The organism is Thalassotalea ganghwensis (assembly GCF_053485795.1).
In genome coordinates this window covers 1-17,291 of sequence record NZ_JBQRUM010000031.1, presented here as the reverse complement: position 1 = coordinate 17,291, position 17,291 = coordinate 1, and the positions used below count along the sequence as shown (strand labels likewise).

The following is a 17,291-nucleotide window of genomic DNA, read 5'->3' as shown; positions in this document are numbered from 1 at the left end:
TATTAATGCCACAGCTTCTTGTTTAAATTCTGCTGTGTAACTTCTGTTTGTTCTTTTTGTCATTTAACACCTCAATATTTGGATTATATTCCATTATCAAAGTGTCCTGTTTGATTATTGCAGATCAGTTCGACCTTTTGTCAAGTTAACCCGAGATCGGTCAATTAGCTCTTGATACTGTAATAGAATAACTAAAATTTGCACCTCACCAAAAAAAGATTGCTGCTCAGCAGTCACAATACGCGTTTTAGATTCGCTAAACGATCAGGGTAATACGGTACAGTCATTGTTAGAAATGGGCGCTACTTTAATGCGCTTTCCCATTGTGATGCCCAATGACGCAGCGGATCTAAAGTTGTCATTAACGATTGACCAAGCGGTGTTAACTGATAACCGCTTTCGCTAGTGGTTAGTAGTTTCGCATCACTCAATTGCTTAATTCTCGTGTTCAGGACAGATGGTGACATGTCATCACACTTGTTTTGAAGCGCCCTAAAACTCATGGCTTCATGGCTAAGTTCCCATAAAATTCTCATATTCCACTTCCGACCCAGTAAATCGAAAACTGCCATAATGGCAACGCCTGATGTCGAGCCTCGAACGGTTTTATTTGGTAAGGGTGTTTTCATTTTTTAATTGCGCTACTAAAAAAGTAGCGGTATGATTGCTACGAATTTAGTAGCAATCATACTTCCCAGTAACGTTAAAAGCGAGAAAAATATGTTTTTAGTTAATATGACCTTTGTCGACGTCGACAAAATTACCCCGGAGTTAACCAATGCGCACAGAGATTACTTGGCCAAACAATATCAACAAAACAAACTGATGTTTGGCGGTCGTAAAGTACCGAGAACCGGCGGAATTTTGATTTCTCAACATGAAAGTCGACACGCTTTAGAGCACGTTTTACAAGCAGACCCTTTTGTTAACAGCGGAGCGGTGAACTATACGATCACCGAGTTTGTGCCTGTTATGGCGTCAGAGCAATATCAATCACTCATTGTTTAACACTGCAACGCTATTTTCCGCAGAGTGGACATTGCCCTTGCTTAACACCTTTTTTAAGCAAGGTGATGTTTCGCTCTAGTTCTTCTGGCGAAAGTTCAAGCTTATTAGCTAGCTCTTCAAGTAACTTATACTCTTCGTCATCAATGTAACCATCGGCTAATGCATGCTCAATATGTAATGTTAAGCTTCTTTTTCGCTCTCTTAATTCTTCACCAAAGCGCGCAGCTAACATACCAGCCGGCAATGCAACTAGGCCTACGCCAATTAACATAATAAAGGTTGCTACTACTTTACCAGCAGTGGTTACCGGGGTTACATCGCCATAGCCAACGGTGGTCATCGTCACCACAGCCCACCATAATGAATGTAAGATACTGCCAAATACTTCAGGTTGCTTTTGACTTTCAAGGGTATACATTAAACTTGCTGCAATGATAATCAGGAACAGCATTACCATCATCGCCGCTGCAATACTTTTTAGCTCTTTGTTGATCACCGTTAAAAATATATTAAAGCCCTTAAAATAGTGCCCGAGTTTCATTAGCCGCAGCACCCGTAAGAGTCTCAAATAACGCAAATCTACGGTAATAAAGAGTGAAATGAAAAATGGCAATATTGCCAGTAAATCAATTAATGCAATTGGACTCATCGCATAGCTCATTCGCGCTTTAAATGGAGAACAGTCCTTATAAGCGTCCATTTCAACACAGCACCACAGACGAACGAGATATTCAGTGGTAAAAATCAATACGGAGATAAATTCAAAGGTGTGGAAATAAACGGCGTATGACTTACCGATACTCGGCTCTGATTCAATAATAACGGCGGCAACGTTTACGATGATTAAAATAATTAACGCCATGTTTAGTAAGTGAGAAATGCGATTATTTGGATCGCTATTTTCAATTAAATTAAATACTCGATGGCGAAGTGAACCTGCAGCGTTTGCAGAGTTTTCCAGATTCATCTTGTCGTTACCTATTTGGTCGTTATTCGTGCACTTATTAAATACTAGTATATTATCAATAGAATAGATTGAATTAGTTTGTTTATTTACTGACGTCGTGAATGGGAAAAAATATGGATACAACGCCGTTTATCATTGGCATTACTGGACATAGAGATTTAGACGAAAGTGCAACTAAAAAGATTTACCAAACGCTAAAGAGCTTTTTATCGGGTATTAAAACGCATCTACAACACACGCCTATTATTATCTTAAGCGGTATGGCCGATGGCGCGGATCGTATCATTGTTAAGGTTGCATTAGAGCTTGATTTAAATGTGAAAGCACTAATGCCGATGCCTGAATCAGACTATTCGCAAGATTTTTCGGATGAGTCTTATCAAGAATTTCGTCAGTTATGTCAGCATGAAAATGTCTCTGTTGATGTTGTTGAACAAATTCATTCATTGGGCTCTGATAAGTTTTTAAGCGGTAAGGAGAGAGATAATCAATATTGGGTGCTCGGTCAGTATTTGATTAATCATGTTAATCTACTTGTCGCGGTGTGGGACGGGCAGAATACAGGCTTTACCGGTGGAACATCTGATGTGCTGCTTGATTACTTGGAAGCAAAACCTCGTCGAAAGCAAGATAGAGTCAATAATAAGGCGCATCAAATTAAAATTGTCGCCGATAACCAGCAACAGCCTTTGGTTTCTCGCTTTGTCTATTGGCTAAAAGTTGAAAAATCTGACCATGGTCATATCGTGCCAGGTGACGTAGACACCAGTTTTCTTGCCGGAAAAGAGAGTAAATATACGTTTCAACGGTTTGATCAATTACCGCAATGTTTGTTAGCAGATATTGACCATATTGATGAATATAACGCTAAGGTCATACAGTTATTAGCAGAGCAGCAAATTAGTACCGACTATAGTTTACTAAATAACTATGATCTAAAGAGAGCGCCTATACCACCTGATTTATTACGTCGACTTGATGAGGAGTTCTTAAAGGCTGACGCTGTTGCCGTTCATAACCAAAAATATTCAGATAGTCAGTTTGCTGTATTTAGCTCGATGGCGGCTTTGATGGGGGTGCTTTTTTTGGTTTATGCAAAAATCGTCGCCAGTAAGTTGTTGTTGATAGGGTATTTATTACTCTTTTTTATCGGCTGGCGATATTATAAACATGCAGAAAAAGCGAATCGCTTTACCAAGCATTTAACCGCTCGTGCGCTTGCTGAAACCCTCAGAACTCAGTTTTATTTAACCTTGATTGGTCGTGGCAGTAATACCAAACCAACTCACCTGATCACGCACAGCGGGGTAGGTCAGTTCAAAGGTTTTAATTGGATCAAGCAGGTGATACTCGCTAATGTTCCGATTTATTTGGATCATCAACAAAGCAAACATTATTGCCAATACAATATCGATTTTGTTTGCGAGTATTGGATCGCTGATCAGGCTAAGTATTTTAATAACAAAACCAAAATGTTAGCCAAACATCACCATAAACTAGAAAAAATTAAGTCATGGTTGTTTATTGGTTCTGCGATGATGGCGCTGGCGTTAGTATTATTCAAGTATCAGTTAATGGCGGTAGTCATCTATCAGGATGTCAATGCCAAAGTGTTAACAGTTTTGCTGATGGGCTTACTACCTTTTCTTTTGGGAATATGGGAAATTTACCAAAACAAAATGGCGATAAAAGAGTTACTGTGGCAGTATCAAAATCAACGCTCACTGTTTGATAATGCCTTAGAGCATATCAAACATGCCAAAGACATCGAGCATAAGTATATGGTTATTCAAGAGTTGGCAGATCGCGCCTTATTGGAAAACTATATCTGGATAATTCACCGTTACCATCGCGAGCATGAACCACCGACAGCAGGTTAAAAAATGTGATGTTGGGTAGAACAGGATAAAGTTTATAGTGATTTTTAATTAAATTTTTTTACCAGAGTATTATTTTTGTTGGCAGCATAATAAGATAGCGCTTCTTTACCTGATCGGGCTCTCGAACTACATGGATATTGAAATCGTTTTAGCGGATTACCTTAGCGCACAACATCAAAAAGATGTTCCTTTTTTACTTAATAGTTATGCAACTGATCCTATGGGTGGTGGAGAACCGCTTAGCGATGAAGTGATCAACAGCCTTGCCAAAGAATTGGCTAAATTACCTCATGCTTTTAGCATTATTGCTTATGTTGACGGCAAGCCGGCTGGATTAGTTAATTGCTTTGAAGGTTTTTCTACTTTTGTCTGTAAGCCGCTCGTTAATATTCACGATGTGGTTGTTCTTAGTGAATACCGTGGTTTAGGGTTAAGTCAGAAAATGCTTAGTAAAGTTGAAGATATCGCTAAACAAAAAGGCTGTTGTAAGATCACTCTTGAAGTATTGAGTAATAATGATGTTGCAAAATCGGCTTACCAAAAATTTGGCTTTGCTGGGTATGAATTAGATCCAGAAGCTGGCCAGGCACTGTTTTGGCAGAAAAAGCTCTATTAAGAGCAGGTAAGTATATAGATGCTGAAAACGAATTAATGATGAAAGGCAGTGCTATTGATTCGTTTTTATTATCGTCAAACCAGCTTGTTTACCTTGAAGTTTATTAACCTCAACGGTATGTTGAGGTAAACGAATAGCCAATAACCATTATTATGCTAAAAATACTTACCTCCTTTTTTATCGTTTTTATAGTCGCAGCATGTGCTAATTCAGTAAGCGTTAACACAAGTAAAAGCGATCTTAATGATTTAATAAAAAATTATCAGCATTATCTTGATAATGATAACCCAACATCAGCAGAAAATTCGGCGACTGATTTACCTAATTTATCTCCTGAAGCACTTGCAAAGCATCATCAAGCATTAACATCTTTTCATCAGCAACTGACACAATTAGACCTAAGCGATCTAAATGAACAGGACAAAATTAACGTTGCGGTTTTAAATTACGTTTTGCAAAACCAAATTGATGAATATCGATTTAAAGCTCACTATATGCCATTAACAGCTGAGTCAGGCTTTCACGTTAGTGTCGGCAGAATGTTTTCCAATGCCAACCTTAAAACAGAGCAAGACTATCTTGATTACATTGTGAGATTAAGCAAAGTACCTGAGTACTTTAAGCAACAAATGTACTGGATGGATAAGGGCATTGAAATTGGGCTCACGCAGCCTAAAGCTGTGTTAGTAGGCTATGAAGACTCAATTGCTGCATTTATCAAAAATGATGTTAAACAAACCGTATTTTACCAACCATTTAATGAAATGCCTGAGCATTTGGGTGACGAAAAAATTGCTGCCTTACAACAAAAAGCACAGCAAGCAATAAAACAATACATCATCGCTAGTTATCAGCAATATTACGATTATATGGTTAATGATTATAAGGAGAATGCGAGAGATAACTTGGCTGCTACTTTATTGCCAAACGGAGAGGCGTTTTATCAAAATCGTATTGAGCATTACACCACGTTAAAATTAACGGCTGAACAAATTCATGAAATTGGCTTAAAAGAAGTAGCGAGAATTCGCGCTGAAATGAATGAAATTATTAAAGAGGTTGATTTTGATGGCAGCTTTAAAGCGTTTGTTTCCTTCTTGCGAACGTCTCCACAGTTCTACGCAAAAACGCCACAAGAGCTGTTAAAAGAAGCGTCATATATCGCCAAAAAAATGGACGCACAACTACCTAAGCTTTTTAAGACACTTCCTAGAACTCCTTATGGAGTAGAGGCTGTGCCAGCCAATATTGCGCCTAAATATACGACAGGTCGTTATGTCTGGCCTTCGAGAGATGATCAACCCGGTTTGTATTGGGTCAACACCTATCAACTGGATAGACGCCCGCTCTATGTATTAGAAGCATTAACCTTGCATGAAGCGGTACCTGGTCATCATTTGCAAAACTCTCTGAACCGAGAGATGCAAGGAGTACCCAAGTTTCGAAACCAAACCTATATTTCGGCATTTGGGGAAGGTTGGGGCTTATATGCAGAATACCTCGGTAAAGAAGTGGGTTTTTATCAAGATCCATACAGCAACTTTGGCCGCTTAACTTACGAAATGTGGCGAGCCTGCCGATTGGTTATTGATACGGGCATTCATGCGATGGGATGGAGTCGACAACAAGCAATTGACTATTTAGCCGATAATACCGCGCTATCATTGCATAATGTTACCACTGAAGTTGACCGCTATATTTCATGGCCTGCACAAGCACTCTCATATAAGCTTGGTGAAATCAAAATAAAACAATTACGTCGTACCGCTGAGCAGACATTAGGCACACAATTTGACTTACGAGAATTTCATGATCAAATATTAAAAAATGGCGCTATTCCGTTATCTGAGCTTGAGAATGTTATAGCGCAATATTTACTTAACGCACAAAATAACAACACGCCCTAAAGTTTTAACAAGAGGGTAACCTGTTAAGTTAGGGTTACCCGATCGCCTTATAGGCACAATATTTGTGAAATGAAGAGAAAGTATAAAGAATATCAAGTGAGCTTTAACATATGCTAGTTATCAACACGCTCTAGTTATCTTTGTACAATATGAGGTAAACTAGATTAAATTTTATATTACACCCATATAGACATGACAATTTTCTTTTCGTCAAAAAACATTCCAGAACTTAGCGAATTATCATTTCAAGAGCGCCAAGAGAAAGTTATTCAAGCGCAGCAGAAATTTTCGGTACCAGAAAAGTTAATCCTTAATCTACTCAAACTTGGTATGTTGATACCGCCATTTCTATTTTTAGCAAGGCAAGAGTGGGCCTATTTTTCAATCGCCGCGTTAATTTCAGTGTTAGTGAAAATGTGGGTATATATTCCAGTGCAATTGGCATTTTGTCGTAAATACCTATCTCGCTAGATAGTGTGCTAGGGTTTGCTTCTCTTTGTTTTTTCTGCAATAGGCTATTTTAACCGCGCTAGTGATGATGTGAATCTCGGTATTGTTTTGGTGACATACCGATTGTCTTTTTAAATAGCCGAGAAAAGTAATATGGATCGGCGTAGCCAAGAGATTCTGCTATTTCTTTAATTGATATCGTTTGCTTATCGAGCAAACCACAAGCATGCTGCATTTTCATATTAATAAAGTGTTGGATCGGCGCGGTATCGGTGACTTCTTTAAACTTCTTGGCAAAGTGAAATTTTGAAAGCTGTGCGTAATGTGCAAGGGTGTCCAAATTGAGCTCTTGGTGTAGGTTGTTTCGCATCAATTTTTCAATGGCTTCTACATCAAATGTTGAGTGCTCCGAATTTGCACTGGTTCTTAGTTGCAAAGCTAAGAAACTCAGTGCTTGTTGCAGTACATGTACCGCATGAATCACATTGGTTGCAGTATAGCCACGACTGCCTAGTTCAAGCAGTGAATCGAAATCGCTAACAATATTCGACAATATGCCAACATGAGCGTAGCCATCTTCCATTTTCATTAGTAAGCGCTCGGCAAAATCTTTAGCAAGCCTACCGGTAAAGTTTATCCAAAATAGTTGGCATTTCGTTTTATTGTTCGAATGAAACACAAACTGGTGATTGGGCGGTATCAACACAAGATCGCCCCGATTGAGTTCTCGTTTACGGCCATTGTGGTCTACACTTCCATTGCCTGATAAACAATAGAGCAAACTATGGTGATGCTCTTGGTTTTTTTGTGAACTTAGTTGAGATGCAGCATAAGACTTGCCAAGAGATATTGGATAAAGCCCTTGTGTTAAAGGGTGGTCTTTAAGTTTGTTAAGTAAAAATAAGGGAATAATTAACCTGATATCTTCAGACATAGGAACAGGTACATCGGTAACGATATTGCTGCTATTAGTTTTGTTCATTTATAAGGATAAATCCTATCGATGATAAATAACAATATAGTCCATCAATATCGCAAGAAAATCAATTTTATTGAGTGGTTGAGTGTGTTTTAATGCCATGCATAATCAAAACAAATAGCAAGACCACACTAAAAACGTCGAATATCGTGGTTGAACCTTAAAAGAGTGTGAACAATGACGACACAAAGATACCAGCTTAAGAATAAGATCAGAATCGTAACTGCAGCTTCATTATTTGACGGCCATGATGCAGCCATTAATATTATGCGCCGAATTTTACAATCAAGTGGTGCGGAAGTTATCCATTTAGGCCACGACCGCAGTGTTGAAGAAGTGGTTAATACCGCGATCCAAGAAGATGCCAATGCCATTGCAATGACCTCTTATCAAGGTGGACATAACGAGTATTTTAAATACATGTATGATCTGCTTAAAGAGCGAGGTTGTGAGCACATTCGCATTGTTGGTGGTGGTGGTGGCGTTATTCTGCCTGAAGAAATCAAAATGTTGCATGAATACGGTATTACCCGTATTTATTCTCCAGACGACGGTCGAGAACTTGGCTTACAAGGTATGATCGATGACATGTTGGAGCGTTGCGACTTTAAAACCGGCACAAATGTAAAAAAAGATGACGTTGCTAACCTACAGAAAAACGATAAGCAATCAATAGCGCGTTTAATTTCTGCTGCGGAAAATGCGCCAGAAGAAAATAAAGCCGCATTAGATAAAATTAAGAAGATTGCGGCAACTAGCAATACGCCAGTGTTGGGCATTACCGGTACCGGTGGTGCGGGAAAATCGTCACTTGTAGACGAATTAATTCGCCGCTTTTTAATGGCTTCAGATGATAAGACCATCGCTATCGTTTCAGTTGATCCTTCAAAACGTAAAACTGGCGGTGCGTTACTTGGTGACCGGATCCGTATGAATGCCGTTAATAATGACCGTGTTTATATGCGTTCTTTAGCAACGCGTCAGTCTAACTTAGCCTTGTCGGTTTATGTTAACGACACACTAAATATATTAAAGGCAACCAACTACGACTTAATTATTTTAGAGACATCAGGTATTGGTCAATCAGATACTGAGATTGAAGAACATTCTGATGTATCACTATACGTCATGACGCCAGAGTATGGCGCTGCAACACAGCTAGAAAAAATCGATATGCTGGATTTTGCAGATATTATTGCCGTTAATAAGTTTGATAAACGTGGCGCAGAAGATGCGTTACGCGATGTGAAAAAACAGTACAAACGTAACCGCGGATTATTTGAAGCAGGTGATGACCAAGTGCCTGTTTACGGCACAATTGCATCGCAATTTAATGACAGAGGCATGACTGAGTTATACAATGCGGTTATCGAACAATTAAATGGTAAAACTGATAAAGCGATTGCTCAACCATTAACCATTGAAGGTACGCAGGCTGAAAAAGCGAGTGTTATACCAGGAAAACGAACTCGTTATTTATCAGAAATCTCTGAAAATAACCGTAGTTACGATGAGTGGGTTGAGCAACAATCACAAGTGGCGCAAAAGCTTTATGGTATTCAGCAAGCGATTGAAGCGGCACAATCTAGTGGTGAAACTTCTGGCAATGAACTGGCACAGAACTTAACTAAATTATTTGATCAGGTTGCATTAGATTTAGATCCAAAGAACAAACTGATTATTGAACAATGGGCAGAGAAAGTTGAAAAATACAAAAATCCGTTGTTTAAATTTAAAGTTCGTGACAGAGAGCTGTCAATAGAAACTCATACTAAGTCACTTTCTCAACTAGATATTCCTAAAGTATGTTTACCTAAGTATCAAGGGTGGGGCGATATTTTAAAATGGAGTTTACAAGAAAACGTTCCGGGTGAATTTCCATACACCGCTGGTTTGTTCCCATTTAAACGTGAAGGTGAAGACCCAACGCGTATGTTTGCTGGTGAAGGTGGCCCAGAGCGTACAAATAGACGTTTTCATTATGTCTCGAAAGGTATGCCAGCTAAACGTTTATCAACAGCTTTTGATTCAGTAACGCTTTACGGTAATGATCCTCATGTTCGTCCAGACATTTACGGTAAAATCGGTAATGCCGGTGTTTCGATTTGTTGTTTAGACGATGCGAAGAAACTTTATTCTGGTTTTAATCTCGCCCATCCAGCAACGTCGGTATCGATGACGATTAATGGGCCTGCACCGATGCTACTGGGTTTTTTCTTAAATGCCGCTATTGATCAACAATGTGAAATTTACATTAAAGAAAACGGCTTAGAAAAGGAAGTCGACGATAAAATTAACGCCATTTATAAAGCAAAAGGATGCCCAAGACCGCAGTATCAAGGTGAATTACCAGAAGGTAATGATGGTTTAGGCTTGATGCTATTGGGCGTAACGGGCGATCAGGTGTTACCTGCGGATGTTTATCAAGAGATAAAAGCAAGAACATTAACTCAAGTTCGAGGCACAGTGCAGGCTGATATTTTAAAAGAAGATCAGGCACAAAATACCTGCATATTCTCTACCGAATTTGCGCTTCGTTTGATGGGGGACGTCCAAGAATACTTTATTGAAAAAGGTGTTCGTAATTTCTACTCAGTTTCTATTTCCGGATACCACATTGCTGAAGCAGGTGCTAACCCAATAACGCAACTAGCGTTGACGCTAGCAAATGGCTTTACCTTTGTTGAGTACTATTTAAGCCGTGGTATGGACATTAATGAATTTGGTCCTAATTTATCATTCTTCTTCTCAAACGGTATTGATCCTGAGTATGCGGTGATTGGCCGCGTTGCTCGTCGTATTTGGTCAAAAGCAATGAAGAATAAATACGGAGCGAATGCACGTGCGCAAATGTTGAAGTATCACATTCAAACCTCAGGCCGTTCATTACATGCTCAAGAAATCGACTTTAATGATATTCGTACAACATTGCAGGCACTTTACGCAATTTATGATAACTGTAATTCGTTGCACACCAACGCCTATGACGAAGCGATCACAACGCCAACAGAAGATAGTGTTCGTCGTGCCATGGCAATTCAGTTGATTATTAACCGTGAATTAGGTTTAGCGAAAAACGAAAACCCTATTCAAGGTTCATTTATTATCGAAGAACTAACTGATTTAGTCGAAGAAGCGGTGTTAACGGAGTTTGATCGAATTACGGAACGTGGTGGCGTTTTAGGTGCAATGGAAACCATGTACCAGCGCAGTAAGATACAAGAAGAAAGCTTGTATTATGAAAACTTAAAACATACCGGTGAGTATCCAATTATTGGTGTAAATACCTTCTTGAGTTCAAAAGGTTCACCAACGGTGATCCCATCAGAAGTTATTCGAGCAACAGAAGAAGAGAAAAACTATCAAATAGATATGCTTGCCAACCTGCATAAAGCGAATGCAGTTCAAGTAAACGAACAACTTAAGCAACTTCAAGAAGCTGCGATAAGGCATGAGAACATTTTTGAGCTAATGATGGATGCTTGTAAAGTGTGTTCATTAGGGCAAATCGTAAATGCCTTGTTCGAAGTCGGTGGTCAGTACCGCCGTAATATGTAGTCAGCATAGCAGTGAACGTCAATTTCGTTCACTGCTTATTCTTCTAATATCAAGTTAGCAATATTCATCGATAGAAAAGAGATAACTCATGAGTCAATACCAAGCCCCGTTAAAAGACATGCAATTTCTACTTCACGACGTATTTGAGGCCGAGTCATTATGGCAAAGCATGCCAAAATTAGCAGAATTGATCGATAAAGAGACGGCAAATGCGATTTTAGAAGAAGGTGCAAAACTGATGTCTCAATCGGTAGCACCGCTAAATCGTGATAGTGACGAGCAAGGAGCAACGTGGAATGATGGTGAGGTTAAAACACCCAAAGGCTTTGATGAAGCTTATCGACTCTATTGTGAAGGTGGCTGGGGAAGCCTAAGTGGTGAGCCTGAATATGGCGGCATGGGCATGCCCAAGTTATTGCAGGGCATTGTCGAAGAGATGACTCAGTCAGCTTCTGTTTCTTTTGCACTCTACCCGATGTTAACTGCTGGTGCATGTTTAGCACTATCTGCACATGGTAGTGAAGAGATGAAACAAACCTACCTTGAGAATATGTACTCAGGGCAGTGGGCCGGCACCATGTGTTTAACAGAACCTCATGCGGGTAGCGATTTAGGTATAATGAATGCCAAAGCAGAGCCGATCGATGATGGCAGTTATGCCTTAAGCGGCACTAAAATCTTTATCACTGGTGGTGAGCAAGACCTCACTGAAAATATTATTCACTTGGTGTTGGCAAAAATTCCGGGAGCTCCGGCCGGACCCAAAGGTATATCAATGTTTCTGGTGCCTAAATACCTTGTTAATAATGATGGTAGCTTAGGCGAAAGAAATAGCGTTAATTGTGGCTCAATAGAGCATAAAATGGGGATCAAAGGCTCCGCTACTTGTGTGATGAACTTTGATGGTGCTAAAGGCTTTTTAGTTGGGGAAGCTAACAAAGGCCTTAATTACATGTTCACCATGATGAATTATGAGCGCTTAGGCATGGGCATACAAGGTGTAGGTGTTGCAGAGCGTTCATATCAAACAGCTGCAGCTTATGCGCAAGAGCGAATTCAAGGCCGCAGTGCAAATGGCCCCCAGCAGCCTGATAAAGCGGCAGATCCCATCATTGTTCACCCTGATGTTCGTAAAATGTTACTGACCATGAGGGCGTTAACCGAAGCCGGTCGTTGTTTTTCATCGTATGTCGCCAAGCAACTAGATATCGTTAAATTCAGTCATGACGTTACCGACAAGCAAAATGCTGAACAATTAGTGGCATTACTGACACCAGTTGCGAAGGCTTTTCTTACTGATATGGCCTATGACAGTGCGGGGCTAGGGCAAATGGTTTTAGGCGGGCACGGTTATATTCGCGAATGGGGCCAAGAGCAATTAGTGCGCGATGTTCGTATTGCACAAATTTATGAAGGAACCAATGGTATTCAGTCGCTCGATTTATTAGGTCGTAAAGTAGTTGCTAATAAAGGCAGTTTTTATCAGTTATTTGAACAAGAAATCCAACAATTTATTGATAACCATAAGAATAATGAAACCTTAAGCATGTATGTTGAAAAATTATCACAAGCAACCACGAAAGTAAGCGCGTTAACTGCGTTTGTGCTTGATAAATCAACGCAAGATAAGCAACTGGTTGGTGCTTCTGCGACTGACTATCTAGCTGCTTTTGGTTACCTAAGCTATGCGTACATGTGGGCGATGATGGCTGAGAAATCTTACCAAAAAACCAGTGAAGACGAATTTTATCAAGCCAAACTTTATCTAGCTGACTTTTATTTTGCACGTTTATTGCCGCGAATGGATGCTCACATTGAGGCGATCTATGCAGGTAGTGAATCTTTAGTCGCCATGCCTGCACACCTATTTGGTTTCAGTGAGTAATCAGATAGATGTTAATGCTAGTAAGACTAAAGTTGACTGGTTAATCGGAGAAAGTTCGGTAACCTTTTGAGAGACTAACGCTTTACCAGCACGATATTACAACAAATTAAGGAAGCATTATGCATCAGGTACCTGAGACCTTTACCGCTTTTAGAATTCATCAAGTTAATGATGGAGAGAAAAAACGTATTCACAGTGACTTTGAACAGATAAGCCTTGCCGATTTAACGGAAGGCGAAGTGGTTATAAAAGTCGCTTATTCAGGGATCAACTATAAAGATGCACTTGCGGCAACGGGTAAAGGTCGAATTTTGCGAAAGTACCCTTTAGTTGGTGGTATTGATCTTTCAGGTGTTGTTGTATCGTCTTCAGATCAACGCTTTAGCGAAGGCCAAAAGGTCTTAGTCTGTGGAGCTCAATTATCCGAGCTTTATGATGGTGGTTACAGTGAATATGCAAGAGTTTTGGCCAGTTCTGTTGTTGCGCTGCCGCCAGGGTTAAGCCTAAGAGATGCTATGGCGATTGGTACCGCAGGTTATACCGCGGCTATCGCTGTTCAGCGCATGGAAGATAATGGACAACAAATTGATTTTGGTCCTATTGTCGTGACTGGTGCCACCGGTGGCGTGGGCAGTTTTGCCATCAATATGCTATCTACATTAGGGTACGAGGTCGTCGCATTTACTGGTAAAACTGAGCAGGATGACTATTTAACGTCGCTTGGCGCAAGTAAGTTATTGAGTCGTCATGACCTAGATATGGGCACCAAACCGCTAGAGACTGCTCAATGGGGAGGCGCGGTTGATAATGTTGGCGGCGATACGTTATCTTGGTTAACTCGAACCACAAATGTTTGGGGCAATATCGCCTCTATCGGCTTAGCTGGCGGGATCAATGTGAATACCACCGTAATGCCGTTTATACTTCGAGGTGTTAGTATTTTGGGGATCAACTCAGTAGAGATGCCTGAAAGTGTTAGATCTAATGCATGGCAGAGACTAGCGACTGATTTAAAACCAACGCAATTGTCGTTAATCGCACCTAATACTATTGAGTTTTCTGCGTTACCTTCAGCATTTAATGACTACATTGATGGTAGCGTTGTTGGCAGAACGGTTGTCGCTATTGATAGTTCATTAGATGATTAAATTAGCTGAGCTCGGTTGTTAATCATGGAAAATCTACCCGTTAAGTTTTCATCGTTACTTGCACAAAATGGCAAGTATTTAGCCATAGCAAGTTTAGACTCTGCTAAGTCTTTAAATGCGTTGAGTTTAACCATGGTTGAATTGTTATTAGCACAATTAACAACGTGGTTAGACGATTCAGACGTTGCTGTGATCATCTTACAATCCGAGTCTGACAAAGCATTTTGTGCTGGTGGCGATGTTGTTGGTATTTGTAGATATTTATTGGCTGAACACAATGCCACTGTAGGCCATGATAAGCATAGTGAGTTGAAGGCTCAAAAATTAGCGAAACAGTTTTTTACCTTAGAATATCAATTAGATCAGTTAGTTCATAATGCTAAGAAGCCGATTATGGTTTGGGCGCATGGCTATGTTATGGGGGGAGGCATTGGTTTAATCGCTGGGGCAAGCCATAAAATTGTCACACCGCAAACGATAATGGCAATGCCCGAGGTGTCTATTGGATTATACCCTGACGTTGGCGCAAGTTGGTTTCTAAACCAAATGCCGTCTGGTGTTGGAATGTTCTTAGCGCTTACAGGCATGACGTTTACTGGTCAAGAAGCGATACATCTTGGTTTAGGAGGTTATTATTTATCACGGAATGATAAACAGCCCTTACTCGACAAGTTGTTGTGCCAGCCATGGACGTTAACCTCTAGTGATCATCAACTATTGTCGAACGTGATTGCGGAGCACCAACTTGATGAACACACTCCAATAGTGTTTGAACAATACCCATCGTTTTTTACCGATTTAAGTAACTGTCAAACGCCATTAGAGGCCTATCAAACCATTATCGAGCAAAGCCCAAAAACAGAATGGTTTACCAAAGCGATTGAAAAAATGGTTAATGGAAGCCCTTTAAGTATTCACATTATTTTTAGACAGCTAATAAAGTGTCAAACGTTATCTTTAGCACAATGCTTTGACAGTGAGTTACGATTATCTACTAAGTGTTGCCAAAAAAGTGACTTTGCAGAAGGGGTAAGAGCGTTGTTAATCGATAAAGATAAAACGCCCCAATGGCTGTTTAGTGATATTAAACAAATTAAAGCGGAAGATGTTGATTGGTATTTCCAATGAGATAAAAAGTGTTAAAGCGAGACTTTCAACATCTAACTTTTATTCAATTAGATAAACAATATTATAAAAATAGGAAAATCCATGAAATTAACAGATAAAGTTATTGTAATTACTGGTGGTGGCCAAGGCTTAGGTCGAGCGATGGCGGTAAACTTAGCTGAGCAAGGTGCTAAACTGGCGTTAATTGACTTAAATCAAGAGTCATTAGAAGAGACCGTAGCGTTAGTCGAACAAGCCGGTTCAACAGCAAGATTCTATTTAGCTAATGTCACTAATGAAAGTGATGTTGAGCAAACATTCTCGAAGATCAATAGTGATTTTGGTGGTATCGATGGATTAATCAATAACGCAGGTATCTTACGCGATGGTATGTTTGTAAAAGCGAAAGATGGCGTTGTAGCAAGTAAAATGTCGTTAGATCAATTTCAATCAGTTATTGATGTCAATCTTACCGGTGTCTTTTTGTGTGGTCGTGAAGCAGCGGTTCATATGATAGAGGGGGGCAAAAAGGGCGTCATTATTAATATGTCCTCTATAGCGCGAGGTGGCAACATGGGTCAAACTAATTATGCGGCATCAAAAGCCGGTGTTGTTGCCATGACCGTAACTTGGGCACGTGAACTTGGCCGTCATGGTATTCGTGTTGGCGCTATTGCACCAGGTGTTATACGCACCGCGATGACAGATGCAATGAAACCAGAAATGCGTGACCGCTTAGAAAAAATGAAACCAGTAGGTCGGTTAGGTGAAGCTGAAGAAATCGCCCATACTGTTAAATACATTTTTGAAAATGAGTTCTTCACTGGTCGAGTGGTAGAAATCGATGGTGGCTTATCAATGTAAGTATTATCAATCGGAGTAAGGCAATAATGCTGGGCCAACTTGATCACTTACTTGATTAGCGCAAGTTTTCTAACATACAAAGATAAAGGCAGTCTAATGAAAGCTGTATTTCTAGCAAGAGATGGTGTGATAAACCAAATGAATGGTTTTATCAGTCACCCTAACCAAATCCAATTTATTGAAGGGATTTTTGAACTTTGCTACGAAATACAGCAAAAAGGCTATTCACTCATAATTATTACTAATCAACCCGGAGTGGGGCGTGGGCTGATTAGTGAGCAGCAACTAGATAACGTTCACCAATGGATGGTTAATCAATTTAAACGTCATCAAATAAAAATAGAGGGTATATATTATTGCCCTCATCATCCAACGAAAGGCAAAGGAGATTTTCGCAAGGAATGTGATTGTCGAAAACCAAAGCCTGGTTTAATTATTCAAGCGGCCACTAAACATAATATTGAGCTTAAGCAAAGTATCTTTATTGGTGACAAGTTAATTGATATGCAGGCAGCTGAGAGTTCGGGAATCCACAATAGGATTTTATTTGCCCAATACAAAGAAGATTTTAAACAAGTTGAAGCACAATTTATTCAAAAGTTAGCAGATGCTAGTCGCTTTATTGAATAACTTGCTCAATAAATAATCGAACAAACAGCTTTTTGAAGTTTTCTTTCATTTTACTGTTGACGTTAACGTAAAAATCCCTAAAATGCGCATCCACTTCTCAGGGAGACCTAGGAAGGGAGTTTTACGTTCTTATTTAGAATGGGTTATGTGGATTGAAATACTCGATAAACATAACGACAGCGCTTGAAAAACTTTTTAAAACTTTTTTCAAAAATCTGTTGACATTAAAACTCAGGTGCGTAGAATGCGCATCCGCTCTCAACGGTAGAGCACACGCCTAACACGAATGCGA

The 17,291-nt window shown here is 39.8% G+C and carries 15 protein-coding genes; 12 read left to right on the top strand and 3 right to left on the bottom strand.

Annotated elements, in window-relative coordinates; all coding sequences use genetic code 11:
* Positions 1-302: 302 nt before the first annotated feature.
* On the bottom strand, positions 303-629 hold the full coding sequence (locus tag ACSLUH_RS18845; RefSeq protein WP_448569908.1) for a winged helix-turn-helix transcriptional regulator: 327 nt from the start codon (positions 627-629) through the stop codon (positions 303-305).
* Positions 630-660: 31 nt separating this feature from the next.
* On the opposite strand from ACSLUH_RS18845, the gene ACSLUH_RS18840 reads away from it, so the two are divergent.
* On the top strand, positions 661-1,008 hold the full coding sequence (locus tag ACSLUH_RS18840) for a YciI family protein (RefSeq protein ID WP_448569906.1): 348 nt from the start codon (positions 661-663) through the stop codon (positions 1,006-1,008).
* A gap of 10 nt (positions 1,009-1,018) precedes the next feature.
* Here ACSLUH_RS18840 and ACSLUH_RS18835 read toward each other — a convergent pair whose 3' ends face one another.
* Positions 1,019-1,975 (bottom strand): ion transporter, encoded by a 957-nt coding sequence (locus ACSLUH_RS18835; protein ID WP_448569904.1) that lies wholly within the window; start codon positions 1,973-1,975, stop codon positions 1,019-1,021.
* A gap of 113 nt (positions 1,976-2,088) precedes the next feature.
* Between ACSLUH_RS18835 and ACSLUH_RS18830 the strand changes: the two genes are divergently transcribed.
* From ACSLUH_RS18830 to ACSLUH_RS18810, 5 genes are all read left to right on the top strand, one after another.
* On the top strand, positions 2,089-3,855 hold the full coding sequence (locus ACSLUH_RS18830; protein WP_448569902.1) for a hypothetical protein: 1,767 nt from the start codon (positions 2,089-2,091) through the stop codon (positions 3,853-3,855).
* Between the two features lie 130 nt (positions 3,856-3,985).
* On the top strand, positions 3,986-4,471 hold the full coding sequence (locus ACSLUH_RS18825; protein ID WP_448569900.1) for a GNAT family N-acetyltransferase: 486 nt from the start codon (positions 3,986-3,988) through the stop codon (positions 4,469-4,471).
* The gene (locus tag ACSLUH_RS18820) at positions 4,450-4,578 is read left to right on the top strand and encodes a hypothetical protein (RefSeq protein WP_448569898.1); all 129 of its coding nucleotides are present in this window, start codon (positions 4,450-4,452) and stop codon (positions 4,576-4,578) included. Before ACSLUH_RS18825 ends, ACSLUH_RS18820 begins: the two co-directional genes overlap by 22 nt.
* A 45-nt stretch (positions 4,579-4,623) precedes the next feature.
* A complete protein-coding gene (locus tag ACSLUH_RS18815) occupies positions 4,624-6,378 on the top strand; it encodes a DUF885 domain-containing protein (RefSeq protein ID WP_448569896.1) in 1,755 nt (584 codons plus the stop codon).
* Between the two features lie 192 nt (positions 6,379-6,570).
* Positions 6,571-6,849, top strand: coding sequence for a DUF6170 family protein (locus ACSLUH_RS18810; protein ID WP_448569894.1), 279 nt, complete (start codon positions 6,571-6,573; stop codon positions 6,847-6,849).
* A gap of 58 nt (positions 6,850-6,907) precedes the next feature.
* Here ACSLUH_RS18810 and ACSLUH_RS18805 read toward each other — a convergent pair whose 3' ends face one another.
* Positions 6,908-7,810 (bottom strand): AraC family transcriptional regulator, encoded by a 903-nt coding sequence (locus tag ACSLUH_RS18805; RefSeq protein ID WP_448569892.1) that lies wholly within the window; start codon positions 7,808-7,810, stop codon positions 6,908-6,910.
* A 174-nt stretch (positions 7,811-7,984) separates the two neighbouring features.
* Between ACSLUH_RS18805 and ACSLUH_RS18800 the strand changes: the two genes are divergently transcribed.
* The 6 genes from ACSLUH_RS18800 to ACSLUH_RS18775 all read left to right on the top strand — a co-directional run bounded on the left by ACSLUH_RS18800 (position 7,985) and on the right by ACSLUH_RS18775 (position 16,999).
* Positions 7,985-11,365: a methylmalonyl-CoA mutase family protein gene (locus tag ACSLUH_RS18800; protein ID WP_448569890.1), complete on the top strand. Its 3,381-nt coding sequence runs from the start codon at positions 7,985-7,987 to the stop codon at positions 11,363-11,365.
* An 88-nt stretch (positions 11,366-11,453) separates the two neighbouring features.
* Complete coding sequence (locus tag ACSLUH_RS18795; RefSeq protein ID WP_448569888.1) at positions 11,454-13,250, top strand: acyl-CoA dehydrogenase C-terminal domain-containing protein; 1,797 nt, start codon at positions 11,454-11,456, stop codon at positions 13,248-13,250.
* Between the two features lie 119 nt (positions 13,251-13,369).
* Complete coding sequence (locus ACSLUH_RS18790) at positions 13,370-14,398, top strand: oxidoreductase (RefSeq protein ID WP_448569886.1); 1,029 nt, start codon at positions 13,370-13,372, stop codon at positions 14,396-14,398.
* Positions 14,399-14,422: 24 nt separating this feature from the next.
* Entirely contained in the window at positions 14,423-15,526 is a 1,104-nt protein-coding gene (locus ACSLUH_RS18785) for an enoyl-CoA hydratase/isomerase family protein (RefSeq protein ID WP_448569884.1), read from the top strand.
* Between the two features lie 81 nt (positions 15,527-15,607).
* Positions 15,608-16,369, top strand: a complete 762-nt coding sequence (locus ACSLUH_RS18780) for an SDR family oxidoreductase (protein ID WP_448569882.1) — start codon at positions 15,608-15,610, stop codon at positions 16,367-16,369.
* Positions 16,370-16,465: 96 nt separating this feature from the next.
* Positions 16,466-16,999 (top strand): D-glycero-alpha-D-manno-heptose-1,7-bisphosphate 7-phosphatase, encoded by a 534-nt coding sequence (locus tag ACSLUH_RS18775; protein ID WP_448569880.1) that lies wholly within the window; start codon positions 16,466-16,468, stop codon positions 16,997-16,999.
* Positions 17,000-17,291 lie beyond the last annotated feature (292 nt).

Coding starts and splice junctions, on each gene's coding strand:
- ACSLUH_RS18795 (WP_448569888.1), top strand. CDS start 11,454: ATGAGTCAATACCAAGCCCCGTTAAAAGACATGCAATTTCTACTTCAC.
- ACSLUH_RS18785 (WP_448569884.1), top strand. CDS start 14,423: ATGGAAAATCTACCCGTTAAGTTTTCATCGTTACTTGCACAAAATGGC.
- ACSLUH_RS18775 (WP_448569880.1), top strand. CDS start 16,466: ATGAAAGCTGTATTTCTAGCAAGAGATGGTGTGATAAACCAAATGAAT.
- ACSLUH_RS18780 (WP_448569882.1), top strand. CDS start 15,608: ATGAAATTAACAGATAAAGTTATTGTAATTACTGGTGGTGGCCAAGGC.
- ACSLUH_RS18830 (WP_448569902.1), top strand. CDS start 2,089: ATGGATACAACGCCGTTTATCATTGGCATTACTGGACATAGAGATTTA.
- ACSLUH_RS18825 (WP_448569900.1), top strand. CDS start 3,986: ATGGATATTGAAATCGTTTTAGCGGATTACCTTAGCGCACAACATCAA.
- ACSLUH_RS18835 (WP_448569904.1), bottom strand. CDS start 1,975: ATGAATCTGGAAAACTCTGCAAACGCTGCAGGTTCACTTCGCCATCGA.
- ACSLUH_RS18800 (WP_448569890.1), top strand. CDS start 7,985: ATGACGACACAAAGATACCAGCTTAAGAATAAGATCAGAATCGTAACT.
- ACSLUH_RS18805 (WP_448569892.1), bottom strand. CDS start 7,810: ATGAACAAAACTAATAGCAGCAATATCGTTACCGATGTACCTGTTCCT.
- ACSLUH_RS18815 (WP_448569896.1), top strand. CDS start 4,624: ATGCTAAAAATACTTACCTCCTTTTTTATCGTTTTTATAGTCGCAGCA.
- ACSLUH_RS18845 (WP_448569908.1), bottom strand. CDS start 629: ATGAAAACACCCTTACCAAATAAAACCGTTCGAGGCTCGACATCAGGC.
- ACSLUH_RS18840 (WP_448569906.1), top strand. CDS start 661: ATGATTGCTACGAATTTAGTAGCAATCATACTTCCCAGTAACGTTAAA.
- ACSLUH_RS18790 (WP_448569886.1), top strand. CDS start 13,370: ATGCATCAGGTACCTGAGACCTTTACCGCTTTTAGAATTCATCAAGTT.
- ACSLUH_RS18810 (WP_448569894.1), top strand. CDS start 6,571: ATGACAATTTTCTTTTCGTCAAAAAACATTCCAGAACTTAGCGAATTA.